16 protein-coding genes are annotated in these 17,005 nt (G+C 62.6%); 6 read left to right on the top strand and 10 right to left on the bottom strand.

Features of this window, described 5'->3' with window-relative positions:
* Nucleotides 1-34: 34 nt before the first annotated feature.
* The 10 genes from J2Y48_RS08280 to J2Y48_RS08235 all read right to left on the bottom strand — a co-directional run bounded on the left by J2Y48_RS08280 (nt 35) and on the right by J2Y48_RS08235 (nt 10,164).
* The gene (locus J2Y48_RS08280; RefSeq protein ID WP_310415749.1) at nt 35-754 is read right to left on the bottom strand and encodes an NDP-sugar synthase; all 720 of its coding nucleotides are present in this window, start codon (nt 752-754) and stop codon (nt 35-37) included.
* 637 nt (nt 755-1,391) lie between these two features.
* Nucleotides 1,392-2,096: a GntR family transcriptional regulator gene (locus tag J2Y48_RS08275; RefSeq protein WP_310415560.1), complete on the bottom strand. Its 705-nt coding sequence runs from the start codon at nt 2,094-2,096 to the stop codon at nt 1,392-1,394.
* A 154-nt stretch (nt 2,097-2,250) separates the two neighbouring features.
* Nucleotides 2,251-2,985, bottom strand: coding sequence for an aspartate/glutamate racemase family protein (locus J2Y48_RS08270; RefSeq protein WP_310415557.1), 735 nt, complete (start codon nt 2,983-2,985; stop codon nt 2,251-2,253).
* Between the two features lie 10 nt (nt 2,986-2,995).
* Entirely contained in the window at nt 2,996-3,709 is a 714-nt protein-coding gene (locus J2Y48_RS08265; RefSeq protein ID WP_405030182.1) for an ABC transporter ATP-binding protein, read from the bottom strand.
* A gap of 12 nt (nt 3,710-3,721) precedes the next feature.
* Complete coding sequence (locus J2Y48_RS08260) at nt 3,722-4,501, bottom strand: ABC transporter ATP-binding protein (RefSeq protein ID WP_310415551.1); 780 nt, start codon at nt 4,499-4,501, stop codon at nt 3,722-3,724.
* Complete coding sequence (locus J2Y48_RS08255) at nt 4,501-5,490, bottom strand: branched-chain amino acid ABC transporter permease (protein ID WP_310415548.1); 990 nt, start codon at nt 5,488-5,490, stop codon at nt 4,501-4,503. Before J2Y48_RS08255 ends, J2Y48_RS08260 begins: the two co-directional genes overlap by 1 nt.
* Before the next feature lie 4 nt (nt 5,491-5,494).
* On the bottom strand, nt 5,495-6,361 hold the full coding sequence (locus tag J2Y48_RS08250; RefSeq protein ID WP_310415545.1) for a branched-chain amino acid ABC transporter permease: 867 nt from the start codon (nt 6,359-6,361) through the stop codon (nt 5,495-5,497).
* Between the two features lie 110 nt (nt 6,362-6,471).
* Entirely contained in the window at nt 6,472-7,671 is a 1,200-nt protein-coding gene (locus J2Y48_RS08245) for an ABC transporter substrate-binding protein (RefSeq protein WP_310415542.1), read from the bottom strand.
* A gap of 239 nt (nt 7,672-7,910) precedes the next feature.
* Nucleotides 7,911-8,972: an aldo/keto reductase gene (locus tag J2Y48_RS08240; RefSeq protein ID WP_310415539.1), complete on the bottom strand. Its 1,062-nt coding sequence runs from the start codon at nt 8,970-8,972 to the stop codon at nt 7,911-7,913.
* A gap of 109 nt (nt 8,973-9,081) precedes the next feature.
* Nucleotides 9,082-10,164, bottom strand: coding sequence for a LacI family DNA-binding transcriptional regulator (locus J2Y48_RS08235; protein ID WP_310415536.1), 1,083 nt, complete (start codon nt 10,162-10,164; stop codon nt 9,082-9,084).
* Nucleotides 10,165-10,361: 197 nt separating this feature from the next.
* Here J2Y48_RS08235 and J2Y48_RS08230 point away from each other — a divergent pair, with 197 nt between their 5' ends.
* The 6 genes from J2Y48_RS08230 (at nt 10,362) to J2Y48_RS08205 (ending at nt 16,772) form a co-directional block, all read left to right on the top strand.
* Nucleotides 10,362-11,384, top strand: a complete 1,023-nt coding sequence (locus J2Y48_RS08230) for an ABC transporter permease (protein ID WP_310415532.1) — start codon at nt 10,362-10,364, stop codon at nt 11,382-11,384.
* A 29-nt stretch (nt 11,385-11,413) separates the two neighbouring features.
* Nucleotides 11,414-12,424: a substrate-binding domain-containing protein gene (locus tag J2Y48_RS08225; RefSeq protein ID WP_310415529.1), complete on the top strand. Its 1,011-nt coding sequence runs from the start codon at nt 11,414-11,416 to the stop codon at nt 12,422-12,424.
* A gap of 75 nt (nt 12,425-12,499) precedes the next feature.
* The gene (locus J2Y48_RS08220) at nt 12,500-14,068 is read left to right on the top strand and encodes a sugar ABC transporter ATP-binding protein (protein ID WP_405030174.1); all 1,569 of its coding nucleotides are present in this window, start codon (nt 12,500-12,502) and stop codon (nt 14,066-14,068) included.
* Entirely contained in the window at nt 14,065-15,096 is a 1,032-nt protein-coding gene (locus J2Y48_RS08215; RefSeq protein ID WP_310415523.1) for an ABC transporter permease, read from the top strand. The genes J2Y48_RS08220 and J2Y48_RS08215 overlap by 4 nt, the downstream gene beginning before the upstream one ends.
* A gap of 22 nt (nt 15,097-15,118) precedes the next feature.
* A complete protein-coding gene (locus J2Y48_RS08210) occupies nt 15,119-16,120 on the top strand; it encodes a dihydroxyacetone kinase subunit DhaK (RefSeq protein ID WP_310415520.1) in 1,002 nt (333 codons plus the stop codon).
* Nucleotides 16,121-16,124: 4 nt separating this feature from the next.
* A complete protein-coding gene (locus J2Y48_RS08205) occupies nt 16,125-16,772 on the top strand; it encodes a dihydroxyacetone kinase subunit L (protein ID WP_310415517.1) in 648 nt (215 codons plus the stop codon).
* The last annotated feature ends 233 nt before the right edge of the window (nt 16,773-17,005 follow it).

Below are 17,005 nucleotides of genomic sequence, written 5' to 3'. Positions count from 1 at the left end.
ATTCCCGCAGATCCGGCTGGCGCGCCGGTACGCGTCAGGCCGCGGATACCGCTTCGATCGAGGCCGACAGTTCATCCCAGGCGATGTCCTGAGCGCTCTGGAAATCCTCGACGCGCCCGATATCCAGCCAGAGGCCCTCGTGCCGAAAGACATGCACGTCCTCGCCGCTCTCAAGCATCTGTAGGATTAAATCATCGAATCCGAATGGAACGCCGGTCGGGATGAACTCGAAAACGGTAGGATTCATGCAATAGAGGCCCATGCTCACGAGGTGCGCCAGCGTCGGCTTTTCGCGGAATCTCTTTACGGATCCTTCCTGCTCGTCGATAACGCCGAAATCCATCTTGAGCGAACGAACCGTGGTCGCGATGGTCAGTGGTCCGCAGTGCTTGTGATGAAAGCCAACGAACTGGTTCAGGCTCAAGTCGGTCAATATGTCGCCGTTCAGCACTAGAAATGGCTCGGTGAGATCGTCCCGGAGAAGGGAAAGCGGGCCTATCGTTCCCAGCGGCTCAATTTCCTGCGTGTACAGGATCCTCATGTTCCATTGGGTGCCGTCACCGCAGAAGCTGCGGAGGAGATGTCCGAGGTAGCCGGTGGTAATGTAGACATCCTGCACCCCGTTTCGCCTGAGCCACTTCAAAAGCAGTTCCAGGACCGGTCTCGACCCGATCGGCATAAGAGGCTTTGGAAGGACCGACGTGAAGGGCCGCAATCTCGTACCTTTCCCCCCGCATTGAATGACAGCCTTCATCTCATCCTCCCTGTTCCCAAGAGCCGTACCAATTAGCGCCAGGGTGGTGCCGGCACTTTGAAAACACAGCGGCACCTTTACTTATGCGGCTTCAGTTTCCATGACTCTTTTCCAGTTGGACCCCTACAGCGCCGCGCGTCTTATAAGACGCGCAAAGGTCGCTGTAGCGCTTTGAATTGCTGCATGTTTTTATCCTCAGATCGGCTACGATTTGACGAAACATGCAGTAGTTTCACTTCCCGAGCATCATATCTTGAAGGATATGGATCTGAGCGAGTGCTGTCTTCGTGTGTTCGAACGATGCGCGCGGTTCTGTCTCGCGACGATCGGATGAAGCTGTACGGCGCCCAGAATTCTGAGCTCGGAGCCAGGTTCTGCGGGCGGCGCACCCGATGCGCTGCCCGACCAGCGGTGCAGGAGCACGACCGACAAACATCGGACCAGCCGATTTGCGCCGTTACAAGCTGCCACCGCAAGCTCGCAAAGAGAAGCCTCGGTGGCTGGCCGAGGCTAAGAGCGAAGGAGATCAACGAGCATGCCTCCGACTGGTGTCAGGTCGTGAGAGCGATTATCACCAGAGGCTATTCGGCGGACCGTGGGGAACACCCCGCCGGCTGATGGTCGGATGCCGACGATGTCAGCGCAGGATTTCGGCGAGCTTTCCCGGCTTCCGATCGACGCGGTCGAGGTCGAGGCCGGAGAGCAGGTCGAGCAGGTGCTCCTCCATCAACCGCGCCGCCGTCTCCGCTTCGCCGGCCTCGATGGCGTCGACGAGCGCATGATGGGCGTGGCTTTCGCAGGTGGTGTCGCGCCGCCGCCAGTAAAGGGCAATGATCAGTGAGGAGTGGGAGACCAGGTCCCGGACGAAGCCGGTCAGGACCGCCTGACCGGCGATCTCGGCGATCGCCACGTGGAACTTGGCGGACAGCATGATGGCGTCGCTGTCCCGTCCGGCATGCAGCGCCTCTTCTTCCTTTTCCAGGTGGCTGCGCAACAGACGCACATCCTCGTGTCTGGCGACGCAGGCAGCCAGCGCGGCCACCTTCGGTTCTATCAGTGCGCGGGCGTCAAAGACCTCGCACGCCTCCTTGGGGGAGGGCTGGGCGACGAAGGCGCCGCGGTTCGGCTCCAGTCGGACAAGCCAGTCATGCGAGAGCGCCTGTAGGGCGCTGCGGATGACCGTTCGACTGACCGAATAGATCGCGGCAAGTTCGTCCTCGGGCAGCTTCGTGCCTGGAGCGAGGCGGTGGCTGACAATGGCATCGCGCAGGCCGTGATAGATCGGTGACCAGCGCGCCCCCGGTTTCTCGCGATCGTTGTCAGGCCTGAGTGTCGTCACCATCTTTGTCGCTTCCGGCGAGCTGCCGCTGCCCATGCCTTGTTTGCGCCATGTATCCTTCCCGGGGCCATTCTTCGCTCAACTGCTCCGCCACTCGCCGCGACGGGCGAACCGGCGTCACCGGACCCAACGCCCGCTGCGGGCATTGCGCCATTCCTCAACCTCCTCCTGGGGACCAGGGCGCATAGTGTCCGGCAAATCGCTTTGCGAGCGGAAAGGCGTAGCCGCCTTTCTTTGACGTCCTGAGCCCCAGCGCCGCAGTCGCTTCCGCGAGTTTTACCGCGCAGGCAACGCCATCGAGCACCGGCACCCCATGTTCGAGCGAGAGGGCATGCGCAAGATCTGCCATGCCGGCGCAACCGAGCACGATCGCCTCGGCGCCGTCTTCGCGGACTGCGCGGGCGATCTCTGCGGAGACCTTGCGGCGTGCGTCGGAGCCCGGCGATTCGAGGTCGAGGACAGCGACATCGGAAGCACGGACTTTTGCACAACGGGAGGCGAGGCCGTATTTCGACAGATTGTGCTCGATGGCCGGGACCGATCGCGCCAGCGTCGTGACAACGCTGAATTTGCCGGCGATCAGCGTGGCGAGATGAAACGCGGCTTCGCCGATGCCGATCACCGGAGCCTCCGCGGCGCAACGGGCCGCGTCGAGGCCGGTGTCGTCGAAACAGGCGATGACATAGGCGTCCACCGCGCCGGCCCTGGCCATTTCGGCGATGATGCCCGGGACGACGAAGGCCTCGTCGAAATAGCCTTCGATGCTGGGAGGACCGTCCTTGGGATTGACGGCAACGATCTGCGTCGCCGGCGATGCTGCCGCCTGTGCCGCCCTGCCGATCTTGTCGGTCATCGAAGTTGTCGTGTTCGGGTTGATGACGAGTATACGCACGTTGATCCGCCTAATATTCACCACCGAGATAAAGATGCCTGACGCGTTCGTCGGTCAAAAGTTCAGAGGAATTGCCGCTGAGCGCGACCTTGCCGGTCGTCAACGCATAGGCGCGCTGGGAGATTCTAAGCGCCATGCGTGAATTCTGCTCGACAAGGAGGACGCTCACCTTTTCATCCCGACTGATCGCGACGATGGAGCGGGCGATGTCCTGCACCAGCTTCGGCGCGATCCCGAGCGATGGTTCATCGAGCAGCAGAAGGCGCGGCCGCGCCATCAATGCCCTGCCGATGACGAGCATCTGCTGCTCGCCGCCGCTCATGGTTCCCGCCTGCTGTGAATAGCGCTCCTTGAGACGCGGAAAGCGCGTCAGCACCATCTCGATGCTCTGCCGGATTTCGCCCTTGTCCGTGCGGCTGAAGGCGCCCATCAGCAGGTTGTCGCGCACGGTCATGAAGGGGAAGACCCGACGCCCCTCCGGCACCATCGAGATGCCCATGCGGACGATCTCGTCCGGAGCGACGCCATCGATGCGGTTCCCCCGATAGTGGATCTGACCGGAGCGTATCTTCCTGAGGCCGGTGACGGCGCGCAGGATCGACGTTTTGCCTGCGCCATTGGCGCCGATGAGAGCGACGGTCTCACCCTCACGCACCTCGAGCGATACGCCTTTGAGGGCGTAGACGTGATCGTAGTAGAGCTCGACATCATCGAATTTCAGCAATGGTTCCATGGCCTACAATCCGATCGATTCGTCTTCGGCACCGAGATAGGCCTCGATGACCTTCGGGTTCTGCTGGATCTGCACCGGCGTGCCCTCGGCGATCATCTGGCCGAAATTGAGCACGACGATCCGGTCGGAGATGTTCATGACCGCCGGCATGTCGTGTTCGACCAGCAGCACCGTGATGCCGCGTTCGCGCAGTTTGCGGACGATCTCGACCGCGCGCCGGGTTTCATCGTGGTTCATGCCGGCGAAGGGCTCGTCGAGGAGGATGACGGAGGGATCTGTAGCAAGCGCGATCGCAATGCCGAGCGCGCGCAGATGACCGTGCGGCAGGGTGCTGGCGATCTCACCGCTCATCGCCGCCAGGCCGAGAAAGGCCAGGATCTCGTCCGCCGAGGCGCCGAACGCCTCGAGATCGCTCCGGGCCGCCGCGCTGCCGAAGTAAAAGCCGGCCAGGCTGGCGCGAGAGCGCAAATGGTGGGCCGTCACGACATTGTCGCGAACGGTCATGTCCTTGAAGATCGTCGTTTCCTGGAAGGTCCGCACAACGCCTCTGCGGGCGGCGATGTGCGGCGCGAGGCCGGAGATGCGTTCACCTTTGAGGCGTACTTCGCCGCTGGTCGGCCAAAGGAAGGAGGAGATCAGCTTGAACAGTGTTGACTTGCCGGCGCCGTTCGGGCCGATCACGGACAGAATCTCACGATCGCGCACGGCAAAGGACACGTCGTTGACGGCGATGAGGCCTCCGAAGCGTTTGGTGAGCCCGACGATTTCCAGAATGTCTGGCATCACTGGACGCTCCTCTTGCGGGGCAGGGCGAGGCTCAGGAGGCCGTTGGGCAGCACCAGCATGAGCGCGATCAGCACGGTCGAGAAGATCAGCAGTTGGAATTCGCCCGTCTGGAACAGCATGTCCCAGCCGAAGTAGAGGACGAAGGTGCCGAGCATCGGCCCGAGCACGTAACCAAGGCCGCCGAGGAAGCAGTTGAGCATGAAATTGACGGAATCGGCGACGGTGAAGCTCGAGGGGTAGATCGACTGCGATATCGCGGCGAACATCGCGCCGCCGACGCCGCCGAGGAAGGACGAGATCGCATAGGCAATGACGCGGAGGTAGGCGATGTTGACGCCGATTGACGAGGCGAGTTCCTCGTTCTGCTGCAGCGATTGGCAAAGCTGGCCGATCCGGGAATGGGTGAGCCGATAGAGACCGAGGAAGCACAGCGCCATGAGCAGGACGGCGGCGATGTAAAAGGCGAGGCGCGGGTTTGCCAGCGTGGCGAAATCCGGGACGAGCGTCACGCCGAAGATGCTGAGGCCCGACGGCAGTGGAATGCTGACGATGCCACTCGCGCCGTTGGTGATCGGCAGCGCAAGGGCGAGGAGGCGGGCGACTTCGGTCAGGACCAGGGTGACCATGGCGAAATAGACGCCGCGCAGGCGCAGGATCGGCAGTCCGATCAGCACGCTCGCAGCGGCGCAGAACAGGCCGGCCAGCGGCAGGGTCAGCCAGAAGGACATGCCGTGGCTCGTGACCAGGATGGCCGAGACATAGCCGCCCATCAGCGCATAGGCGCCCTGGCCGATGTTGATCCGGCCGATGTAGAACGTAATCCACACGCCGGCGCTGATGATGCTGAGCAGCGCCACCGAGGTCAGCGTGTAGTAGAGGTCGCTTCGCCCGGTGGCCTCGATCAGCAACGGCACTACGACCAGCAGGGCGAGCAGGAAAAGGGCGCTCGCGATGAGCTTGAACGTGGCGGTCCGTGACGTTTTCATCGCATCAGCCCCACGGTTTGCCCATCAGCCCGTTCGGGCGGATGCTCAGGAAGATCATCAGAAGCGCGAAGATGACGAGGTAGGTGACGTCGCCATATTCGCGCAGCGTCGCCAGCCCGATCGACTCCATCATGCCCAGGATGAAGCCGCCGACGATCGCACCGCCGACCACGCCGGCGCCGCCAATCATCACCATCAGGAAGGCCTTGATGGAAATCGGGCCGCCGATGCCGGAATTGACGCCGGTGATGCTGACCAGCAATCCGCCGACGACGCCCGCAAGCATGGCGCCGAGCGCGAAGCCGATCATCGAGTAGCGCTCGACCTTGACGCCCATCAGCTGGGCGGCAACGCGATCCTGCGCCAGGGCCCGCATCGCGCGGCCCGGCTTGCTGTACTGCATGAAGAGCATGAAGGCGGCGATCATCAGGATGGCGACCACGCCGACGACGATGCGGTCATAGGGCAGGATCACTCTTTCGGAGACAAACACGCCGCTGACGATCTTTGGAACGCCGCGCTGCTTTTCGCCGAAGAGAAGCAGCATCACCGCATCGAGGAAGAATGCTGTCGCTGCCGCGAGCAGCATGGTGCTTTCCTCGCGCTTGCTGCGGCGGACCACCGGCCGGAAGAGAAATTTTTCCATCAAGGCGCCGATAATGGCGAGCGTCAGACCCGAGCAGATCAGGGCGACGACGAACGGCAGCTTGAGCTGGCCGTAGACCGTATAGGTGACGAAGCCGCCCAGCACATACATCTGGCCGTGCGCGAAGTTGAGCACGTTCATCAGCGCGAAGATCAGCGTCAGTCCGAGTGCAATCAGAGCGTACTGGGCGCCGAGGTAAAGTCCATTGGCAATCACCTGCTCCATGGGCGCATCCAGTCGGTGGAGGTCCGGCTGCCCGAACCTCGGTTGACTTTAGGACGCGGCCAAAGCGTGCCACGGCATTGCCCGCGCCGATTCCCGTCAGGCGGAGAAAGTCAGTCCACTTCGCCGACGAACAGCGTCTGGAAGGCGCCGTCCTTGAACTCGGTCACCACCATCGGCACGAAAAGTTGTCGTTTCTGGCCAAACGAGGTCGTGCCGACATATTTCAGCGTGCTGTCCTTGGCGTAGGGGTTGGGCGCCGTGAAGCTGTCCATGGTCTTCCGGAACTCGTCCACATTGTCGATCGCCTTGGGGTTCGCCTTGAGCGTTTCGATGATGTACTCGAGCGCATAGACCTTGGTGTTGGACTCGTCGTTGTACTCCCCGAACTTCTTGGTGTAGCGGTCGATGAATTCCTCCATCAACGGCGTCCGGATCTCCGGCGTGGAAGCGCCGCCGACGGAAATGAAGCCGTTGGCAAGCTCGCCGGCCCCCTCCTGCAGGACGGTCGCATCCTGCGCGGTTTCCGCCGAAATCAGGCCCTCATAGCCGAGTTCGCGCGCGGCGCGGATCAGGAGCGGCGCATTGGCAGGGGCGACGCCCGACAGCACCAGCAGGTCCGGCTTCAACTGGACGATGGGCGTCAGCACCGGCGTAAAGTCGCGGGTGTCGCTCTGGTAGGTATCCTTCTCGGCGACGACGTCGAGGCCGAGTTCCTTGGCGGCGGCCACGCCGCTGTCGCGCTGGCTGAGCGGGTCGGACTCGTTGGCCGCGATGAAGGCCACCTTCTTCACGCCCTTGTTGTCCTTGAGGTACTTATAGATGGCCGGTCCCGACTGATAGTTGGCGATCATGCCGAGGACGGCGTTGGAGGCCGGGGCCGTATAGAGCGCTTTCGGAAAGGCGTAGGGGAAATAGATGATCCCCTTGGATTCCGCGACCGGGCGGACCGCGGCCGCGCCGTCATCGACATTGGGCCCGACGACATAGTGGATGCCTTCCTGGGCCATCTTCTCCATGCCCGCGATGGCTCGCTTGGGGTCCCTCTGGTCGTCGAAGGTGACGATGGTGATGTTGTAGGTGTCATCGCCGATCTTCACGCCGCCCTTCTCGTTGAGCCAGTCGGCACGGGTCTGCATCGAGCGGACGTTGGACGTGCCCCAAGCGGCGGCGGGCCCACTGGTCACGCCGACGAAGCCGATCTTGAGTTCCTTGTTCTCGGCCTGGGCGGAAAAGGTCCCTGCGACTGCGATTGCAAGTAATGAGACGGCGCCGAGCGCCAGTGATTTCAATGTCGAGCGTCTGTTGAACATGTCACTCTCCATCTGTTGCATCCGGCGCGCCTCTGGCGATGCGGACAGATTAAGGAGATACTAAAATACACGGTTGTCAACATTAGCGTTTCGCTGTGTATACAAAATCGATCTGCAGTGCGAAACGCGAACACGTAGTCAGTGGAAGAACTCCATGTCGTCCGCGGCTACAGCCGCGGACGCAGGTGCAATAATGCTCTTGGTAAAGCGAGAATAACGCCCGGTTTTGGTGGACGTTCTTACACCAGTCCAAGATCCGTATAGCTGTCGTGCAGAGCCCAGTCGGCGTCGCTGAAGCGGTCTTTGGCGAAATTGTGCTGGTGCCAATAGGGATAGATATAGGCTGGGCGGCTGACCTTGTTCAGCGTGTCCAGTTCATCTGCGGTCAGTTTCAAGTCGACGGCGGCGATGTTGTCGCGGAACTGTCTTTCGCTGAGGCCGCCGACGACCAGGCTTGCGACGGCCGGGCGGGAAAGCGTCCAGGCGAGCGACACCTGCGCGACGCTGACGCCGCGCGCCCCGGCTATGGCTTCCAGGGCATCAACAACCGTCCACAGCCGTTCCTCGTCGCGGATTGGCGGCTCGCTCCAGCCGGCTGCCTGACGCGAGTCGGCCGGCGTCTTGCCGCGACCGAATGCGCCGGAAAGTAGGCCAGCCGACAGCGGACTCCACACCATCACGCCAAGGCCCTGATCGACGGAGATCGGCAGGAGTTCGTACTCGGCCTCGCGTGCCTCCAGCGTGTAGTGGATCTGCTGCGTGACGAAGCGGGGAAGGTTCTTTGCCTCGGCTACCCCCAGCGCCTTCATGATGTGCCAGCCGGAATAGTTCGAGCAGCCGATATAGCGGATTTTTCCTTGCTGCCGCAGCGTGTCGAGAGCCGCCAGCATTTCCTCGACCGGCGTTACACCGTCCCATTCGTGCATGAAGTAAATGTCGATGTGATCCCTGCGCAGCCGTTTCAGGCTGAGCTCGCATTCACGAATGAGGTGATAGCGCGACACGCCCTCGTCGTTCGGGCCGTCGCCGATGCGCATGCGCGCCTTCGAAGAGATGAGCACCTGGTTGCGCTTGTCGCCGAGCGCCTCGCCGAGGATCTCCTCCGAGCGGCCGAGTGAGTACATGTTCGCGGTGTCGAAGAGGTTGACGCCGCCATCGAGGCAGCAATCGATCAGGCGACGTGCGTCCTCGACGCCCTGGTTCGCCACCCGCCCGAAGGCGCCGACACCACCGAACGAGAACGTACCCATGGCGATGGCTGAAACCTTGAGGCCCGAGCGGCCGAGTGTCCTGTATTCCATATGCATGCTCCTCCGGGAAACGCCGACCGAGTCGGCGATCATCAGTTGGCTCACTTCCGGCGAGCCCCAATCTTCGGCGGGGGCAACGGCAACATTTGCCCGCCCGTTGCTACTCCGCGGGATGCGGCAAGCTCTTCGCGGACCTTTCCCGTGTCGGGCCAGCGGCGACGCGTTCGTGGCTCGTCCGCAGGATCAGGTCGGCGCCGACGAGGATCTTGACGGGCGGCTGCGGTTCGCTGGCGGTAATCAGGTCGTCGAGAACCGTCACGGCGAGGTAACCGATCTTGCGCTTGGACACGTCGATCGTCGTCAGGCCCGGCTCCATGGTGGCGCTCTGCGGCAGGTTGTCGAAGCCGATGATCGAGACGTCGTCCGGAATCGAGACGCCGTGCTCCCGAAGCGCCCGGATGAAGCCGTAGGCGATGACGTCATTCGTGCAGAAATAGCATTCCGCGAGGTCGAGGCCGGTGGACAGCAGAGCGCGCGTGTCGAGATAGGCGCCATCATAGGTCGATTCCACCGACAGCACATCGGCCGCATTCACCTGCAGGCCCAAGCGCTCCATGTTCTTGAAGAAAGCGTCGCGGCGCAGGCGGAAGTTGGTCGTGTCGACATGGGAGGCCACGAAACCGATGCGCTGGAAGCCCTGCTTCTGAAAGCGCGACAACACCTTGTAGACGGCATCCTCGTTGTTCATGTCGACGAAATTGGCGTCGAGGACGTCGTAGAACGTATCGATGAACACCGTCGGCAGGCCGAGGCCCTGGATCAGCCGGATATCGGCTTCCGTCAGTTCGGTGCCGAGCGCGATCACACCGGAAATCGGGGCGCCGGCAAGCGATTCTGCGACAGCGCTGATCGGCTGCCCCTCGAAGCTCACCACTTCGAGCGTGTAATTGCGCCGCGTCGCCTCCGCGGACATGCCGTCGATGTAGTCGGAGACAAAGACGCTGTGGTCGCGATTGACGGTGTGGCCGTGCTTGGCAATCTTGAGGAAGCGCAGCGTCTCGCCGGGGGGCGTGCTCCGCGTCGTCCTCGGGACATAGTTCAGGCTTGCCACCGCTTCCAGCACCCGCGCCCGGGTCACGCCGGAAATTTCTCCCTTGCCATTCAACACGAGCGAAACCGTGGCCGGCGACACGCCGGCGGCGACCGCGATGTCCCTGATGGTCAGTTTTTCCGGTTTTTTCATGTGGAGGCGACAGTCCCACTTTTGCTGCAGGTGCGAATAAGTTTACTAAACGATTTTATGGATTTTTGCGAGACCTAGGCGAATTTGTCGCTCTGCGCAACCGGTCCAGTGCGAAAACGAGGCTTGCCACAGGAAATTTCCTTTGCTAGCGTTTTAGTGAAGTGAAGTTTTATTTAGTAAACAGTCGGGAGGAGATCATGCGAAAAACCGGGGGGCAGCTGGCGATGCTGGCTGTCATAAACGGCCTTTTGCTGGTCGCGGGTGCGATGATTTCCGGCGGCTCCTTCCTTTCCATCTTCAATCTCCAGTCCATGGCGAGCCAGGTGCCGGAGATCGGCCTTCTGGCGATCGGCGTCATGCTCGCCATGTGCGCCGGCAATGGCGGCATCGATCTGTCGGGCATTGCGCTTGCCAATCTTTCGGGCGTTCTGTCCGCCGTCATCGTGTCTTCCTTCCTGTCGGCAGCGGATAGCGGAACGGCCTTCAGCCTGGCCTTCATTGCCGGTGCGCTCCTGATCGGGCTTGCCGGCGGGGTGATCAATGGCTTGCTGATTTCGCGGCTCAATATCACGCCGATTCTCTGTACGCTCGGCACGCAGATGGCCTTCATGGGGCTTGCGGTCGTGGTTTCCGGCGGCAAGGCGGTGATGGTCGGCAGCCCGGCGCTGCTCTCCAGCATCGGCAACGACATGCTGGCCGAGGTGCCGATCAGCTTTCTGCTCTTCGTGATCGTCGCCGGTGTGATCGCCGCCTTGCTGAAGTTCACGCCCTACGGCCTGTGGTTGATGTTGATGGGCACCAATCCCAAGGCGGCGGTCTATGCGGGCTTTCCGAAAAACGGCGTGCTCGTCGCCACCTATGCGATTTCCGGCATGCTGTCTGGGCTTGCCGGCGTCATCATCGCGGCGCGCAACGTCAATGTGAAGTTCGACTATGGCAGCTCCTATCTGCTCATCGCCATCCTCATCGCCGTAATGGCGGGCGTGAAGCCGGAGGGCGGTTACGGGCGCGTTATCTGCGTCGTGCTTAGCGCAATCGCGCTGCAGCTCATGTCGAGCCTGCTCAATTTCGGCGGCCTCTCCAACTTCGTGCGCGATTTTGCCTGGGGCCTGCTGCTGCTCACTTTCCTGGCCGTCGGCCGCTACGACATCGCTGGCTTCCTGAACCCGGGTCGCCGTTCGCAAACCCCTTCGGTGCCTGTCCCTCAAGCGCCGAAGTGAAATAGGAGGGAAAATTCGTGGAGGTAAACATGAAGTCGTTTTCGAAGAAGTTGCTGGCGGGAACCACGGTTGCGGCCGTAGCGCTCGTCGGTTCCATCGGCACGCTGGTTGCCCAGGAAAAGCCGGTCATCGCCACCGTGGTGAAGATCAGTGGCATTCCGTGGTTCGACCGCATGAACACCGGCGTCGTCGCCTACCAGGAAGCCAATCCGGACGTCGTTGCCAGCCAGAGCGGCCCGGCGACCGCGGACTCGGCCCAGCAGCTGCAGATCGTCAACGACCTCGTCGCCAAGGGCGTCAATGCGCTCGCCGTTGTGCCGATGGATCCGGCCGTTCTCGAAGGCACGTTCCAGCGCGCCATGGATCGCGGCATCGTCGTCGTAACCCATGAAGCCGACAACCAGGCGAACACGCACGCCGACGTCGAGGCCTTCGACAATGCCGATTACGGTTCGGCGCTGAACGAGCGCCTGGCCGAGTGCATGGGCAAGGAAGGCAAGTGGACGACCTTCGTCGGCTCGCTCGGCAGCCGTACGCACATGCAGTGGGTTGGTGCAGGCGAGGAGAACGCCAAGAAGTATGCCGGCATGGAACTCGTCGATCCGAACAACGAATCCTTCGATGATGCCAACGGCACCTACGAAAAGGCCAAGGAAATCCTGCGTAAGCACCCTGATCTGAAGGGCTTCCAGACCTCCGCCGGCAACGACGTTCTCGGCGTCGGTCGCGCGATCGACGAAGCGGGCCTGAGCGGCAAGGTATGCCTTGTCGGCACCGGCCTTCCGAACCCGTCCGCCGATCTTCTCGAATCCGGCGCTATCACGGCGATCGGCTTCTGGGATCCGCAGAAGGCCGGCATGGCAATGAACGCCGTTGCCAAGCTGCTGCTGGAGAAGAAAGAAGTCACCGACGGCATGGACCTCGGCGTCGAAGGCTACAGCAAGGTCTCGGTCAAGCAGGGCCCCGGCAAGGGCCTGCTGATCCTCGGCAACGGCATGGTTCTCGCCGACAAGGCGACCTACAAGGAACACATGTTCTAATTCGACGAACCGTCAGCCGGCCGGGAGGTTTGCCTTCCGGCCGGAACCGTCCGGCGTGTCGACGCGCCGGTCAGCATGAGGACAATTTCCGTGGCGGCACAAGCAGATCGCGCGCAGCATTCGGCGGCGCTCCTTGAACTCAGAAACATCCAGAAATGGTTCGGCGGCGTTCACGCTCTCCGGGGCATCGACCTGACGCTCCAGCCGGGCGAGGCCTATCACCTGCTCGGTGAGAACGGCTGCGGCAAGAGCACGGTCATCAAGATCATGTCGGGCGCGCACGCGCCGTCGTCCGGAGAAATCGTTCTCGGCGGCAAGACTTTTTCGTCGCTGACGCCGATCCAGTCGCTGGCCGCCGGCATCGAGACCGTTTACCAGGACCTGTCGCTGCTTCCCAATCTCACGGTTGCCGAGAATGTCGCCCTGAACGAGCAGTTGGTGAACGCCAATGGCCGCCTTGCGCGTCTCTTCGATCGCAAGCGGCTGAAGGAAACGGCAGAAAGGGCGCTTGCCGCTGCAGGCCTGCCGACCGACCGCGCCTTCCTCAACACGATTGTTTCCGACCTGCCGCTCGCCTCCCGCCAGCTCGTCGCCATCGCGCGGGCGATCGCGACCCGCGCCAAGCTCGTCATCATGGACGAGCCGACCACGTCGCTGACGCGCCGCGAGGTGGACAATCTCATTCGCGTCGTCGAGCGCCTGCGCTCCGAAAACGTCGCCGTTCTCTTCGTCACGCACAAGCTGGACGAGTGCTACCGCATCGGCGGCCATGCGGTCGTCTTCCGCGACGGCCAGTGCGTCGCCCAGGGACCGATCGAGAACTACAGCAAGAAAGAGCTGGCCGAATTGATGACCGGCCGGTCCATCGACGCGCAGCGCTATCGCACGGGCAAGCCGTCCGACGCCGAACTTCTCAAGGTCGACCGCCTCGTCGCCGATGGCGTGCGGGAGATGAGCTTTTCGGTGAAGAAGGGCGAAATTCTCGGCATCACTGGGCTTGCAGACTCGGGCCGCAACGAACTCGCCATGGCATTGACCGGCGTCGCCCCCGCGACCAGTGGCTTGGTGACGCTCGACGGCAAGACCGTTTCCGTGCGCTCGCCCGCCGAGGCGATCGCCCAAGGCATCGGCTACGTGCCGGAGGACCGGCTCGCCGAGGGACTCTTCCTCGACAAGTCGATCTTCGAAAACGAGATCGCGCTGATTGTATCGCGCCTCGCCAACTCGTTTGGCGTCGTCGACCGGGAGGAGGGGCGCAAGATCGCTGCCCGCCTCTCCGAGGAGATGCGTCTCAACACCAAGGACCTCGACCTGCCGGTCGGCGCGCTCTCCGGTGGCAACCAGCAGCGTGTGCTGATCGGCCGCTGGCTGAGCATCGCGCCGAAACTGCTCGTGCTGCACGGCCCGACCGTCGGCGTCGATGTCGGGTCCAAGGACACCATCTACCGCGTCATCCAGGCGCTTGCCGAAGCGGGCATGGGTCTCGTCATCGTCAGCGACGACCTGCCCGAACTGCTGCAGAACGCGGACCGGATCCTCGTCATGAACAACGGCCGCGTGGTCGCCGAAATGGATGCGGAGCAGGCAACCGAAGACCAGCTTTACAAGGCGATGCTGACGGCCACGACGGAGACTGTGCGATGAGTGCTTCTGGGATCGATGAACTTCATGGCGCCGCTCCGTCGCGCTCCTTCAGCTTCGGCGACCTTGTGCGGCGTCGTCCGGAGACCATCACCTTCGCGTTGCTGGTTGCGATCTGCGTAATCGTTGCGATCGTCAACCCCGCCTTCCTGCAGCCATCGACCCTCATCGATATCGGCCGTGCGAGCGTGGTCATGGGCCTTTTCGCGCTTGGCGTCTTCATCATTCTTGCGGCAGGCGGCATCGACGTGTCCTTCACGGCGATTGCGGCGTTCACCATGTATTCGATGACCGTGCTGGTGCAGAACTACCTGCCCGGGCTGCCGATCGCCGTCGTCATCCTGATGTCGACGCTCGGCGGTGCGGCGCTCGGCATCATCAACGGTCTGCTCGTCCATCACCTGAAGGTGCCGTCGCTGATCGTGACGATCGGCACGCAGTATTTGTTCCGTGGCTTCCTACTCTCGTTCATCGGCACGGTCTGGATCATGTCGCTGCCGCCGCAAATGGGTGCCTTCGGCCGGATGCCGCTCGTCCAGCTCGAGTCCGCAAACGGCGCGCTCATCACCCTGCCGTTCTATTTCCTCGTCCTGCCGATTGCTGCGGGCGTTACGTGGTGGATCCTCAACCGCACCCTGATGGGGCGTGCCATCTTCGCGGTCGGCGGCAATGCCGATATCGCAAGCCGCCTCGGCTACAGCCTGCGCACCGTGCACGTCTTCCTGTTCGGCTATGCGGGCGCGCTCGCGGGCCTTGCCGGCATCATCCATGTCTGCGCCAACCGCCAGGCCAACCCCTTCGATCTCGTCGGCACCGAGATCAACGTGATCGCCGCCGTCGTGCTCGGCGGCGCACGCATCACCGGCGGCACGGGCACGGTTCTCGGCACCCTTCTCGGCGTGCTCCTGATCGTCGTCCTCAACAGCGTGCTCGTCATGGTCGGCATTCCCAGCACCTGGCAGCGGCTCGTCGTCGGCAGCTTCATCCTGCTGGCCGCCGCTTTCTTCGTCACGCGCCAGCGTAAGAAATAACCCCCATTCCCGGAGGAAACCCATGAAGAAGTTCCTGAACGATCCCGTCAACTTCGTCGACGAGATGCTGGAAGGCATCTACAAGGCGCATCCCGCCGTCACCTATGCGGCAGGCGACCTGCGCTGCCTCGTCACCGCCAAGACCAAGCCCGGCAAGGTCGGCATCGCCACCGGCGGCGGCTCGGGCCACCTGCCGACTTTCCTCGGCTTCGTCGGTGACGGCATGCTGGACGGTGCCGCGGTCGGCGGCGTCTTCCAGTCGCCCAGTGCCGAACAGATGTACCAGGTGACCAAGCACATCGATCAGGGCGCCGGTGTCCTATACATCTACGGCAACTACAGCGGCGATATCATCAACTTCGACATGGCAGCGGAACTTGCCGATCTCGACGGCATCGCGGTGAAGCAGGTCGTCGGCAATGACGATGTTGCCTCGTCGGTCGTCGGCGAGGAGCACAAGCGCCGCGGCGTTGCCGGCATCTTCTTCATCTACAAGGCCGCCGGCGCTGCCGCTGCCGAAGGCCTTTCGCTCGAAGAGGTCACCCGTCTCGCTGACAAGGCGCGTCTGCGCACCCGCACCATGGGCGTCGCCCTTTCGAGCTGCGTCGTTCCGGAAATCGGCCACGCCACCTTCTCGATCGGCGAGGACGAGATGGAGATCGGCATGGGCATCCACGGCGAGCCCGGCATCAGCCGCAAGAAGCTGGCGCCGGCCGATGCCGTCGTCGACGAGATGATGGAGCGCATCTTTGCGGAAACGGACTACAAGCAGGGCGACAATGTCGCCGTTCTGATGAACGGCCTCGGCGGCACGCCGCTAGAAGAGCTCTACATCCTCTTCCGCCGCGTGTCGCAGCTCTTCGAAGCACGCGGCGTCACCGCCAAGCATGTCTGGGTCGGCGAGTTCGCCACCTCGATGGAAATGGCCGGCGCCTCGATCTCGATCCTCCACCTCGACGAGGAGCTGGATCGCCTCATCGCCGCCCCGGCCAACACGCCGTTCTTCCAGCACGTCGCAGGGTGATGGCATGACCATGCAGACATTGAACGCCGCCGGCCTGATCGACCTTTTCAAGAGCTGGAAGAATCTCTTTGCCGAACAGCGCGAGTTCCTTATCGCGCTCGACGGCAAGGTGGGCGACAGCGATCTCGGCATCACCATGAATAAATCCTTCGCCGCTGCCGCCGAGGCGCTCGAAGCGGAAGGCGAGGGGGCTGGCATCGCCAAGCTGCTGCGCACCGCCGGGGCGACGATGGCACGCACGGCACCCTCCACCATGGGGACTCTGACGGCGACCGGTTTCCTGCGGGCAAGCAAGGTCGTCGAGGGCAAGGAAGCGCTGGATACCGCCGACATGGCCGCCTTCTGGCGTGCCTATCGCGATGGTGTAGCCGAGCGTGGCAAGGCCAAGGTCGGCGACAAGACCCTGCTCGACGTGCTCGACCCGATCGCGACGACGCTGGAAGCGCAGGCTGCTGCCGGCGCATCGCTCTCTGACGCGTTGAACGCTACCGCGGATGCTGCGGAACAGGCGCTGGAAGCGACCAAGTCGATGCTTGCGCAGCACGGCAAGGCGGCTGCGTTCCAGGAGAAGACCGTTGGCCTGCAGGATGCGGGTGCAACGGTCGGCTACTTCCTGATCCGTCGCATGGCGGAATTCGTGGCAAGCCGATAGAGATATTCTATACGGATCGCTCTGTCCGCGGGGTCTATAGACAAACTCCACAGAACCGATTGCATCCAAAAGATGCATGGAGAACCAAGTGGAATTTAATAGTCTCCGCGGCATCAGACCACCGCAACCAACGACCTCGGCAAAGCCGGTCCTTGGCTACGCCTTCGGAAGGCAGGCAGACTTTCGGCCCTGGCTGACGGCCTTGTGCATGGTCTTGCTCGGGAGTGGGCTCG

This window comes from Mycoplana sp. BE70 (genome assembly GCF_031455855.1).
GTDB lineage: Bacteria > Pseudomonadota > Alphaproteobacteria > Rhizobiales > Rhizobiaceae > Mycoplana.
This window is presented reverse-complemented; position numbering and strand designations above follow the sequence as displayed.

Coding starts and splice junctions, on each gene's coding strand:
- J2Y48_RS08250 (WP_310415545.1), bottom strand. CDS start 6,361: ATGGAGCAGGTGATTGCCAATGGACTTTACCTCGGCGCCCAGTACGCT.
- J2Y48_RS08245 (WP_310415542.1), bottom strand. CDS start 7,671: ATGTTCAACAGACGCTCGACATTGAAATCACTGGCGCTCGGCGCCGTC.
- J2Y48_RS08280 (WP_310415749.1), bottom strand. CDS start 754: ATGAAGGCTGTCATTCAATGCGGGGGGAAAGGTACGAGATTGCGGCCC.
- J2Y48_RS08230 (WP_310415532.1), top strand. CDS start 10,362: ATGCGAAAAACCGGGGGGCAGCTGGCGATGCTGGCTGTCATAAACGGC.
- J2Y48_RS08220 (WP_405030174.1), top strand. CDS start 12,500: ATGAGGACAATTTCCGTGGCGGCACAAGCAGATCGCGCGCAGCATTCG.
- J2Y48_RS08235 (WP_310415536.1), bottom strand. CDS start 10,164: ATGAAAAAACCGGAAAAACTGACCATCAGGGACATCGCGGTCGCCGCC.
- J2Y48_RS08275 (WP_310415560.1), bottom strand. CDS start 2,096: ATGGTGACGACACTCAGGCCTGACAACGATCGCGAGAAACCGGGGGCG.
- J2Y48_RS08255 (WP_310415548.1), bottom strand. CDS start 5,490: ATGAAAACGTCACGGACCGCCACGTTCAAGCTCATCGCGAGCGCCCTT.
- J2Y48_RS08225 (WP_310415529.1), top strand. CDS start 11,414: ATGAAGTCGTTTTCGAAGAAGTTGCTGGCGGGAACCACGGTTGCGGCC.
- J2Y48_RS08210 (WP_310415520.1), top strand. CDS start 15,119: ATGAAGAAGTTCCTGAACGATCCCGTCAACTTCGTCGACGAGATGCTG.
- J2Y48_RS08240 (WP_310415539.1), bottom strand. CDS start 8,972: ATGGAATACAGGACACTCGGCCGCTCGGGCCTCAAGGTTTCAGCCATC.
- J2Y48_RS08260 (WP_310415551.1), bottom strand. CDS start 4,501: ATGCCAGACATTCTGGAAATCGTCGGGCTCACCAAACGCTTCGGAGGC.
- J2Y48_RS08215 (WP_310415523.1), top strand. CDS start 14,065: ATGAGTGCTTCTGGGATCGATGAACTTCATGGCGCCGCTCCGTCGCGC.
- J2Y48_RS08205 (WP_310415517.1), top strand. CDS start 16,125: ATGACCATGCAGACATTGAACGCCGCCGGCCTGATCGACCTTTTCAAG.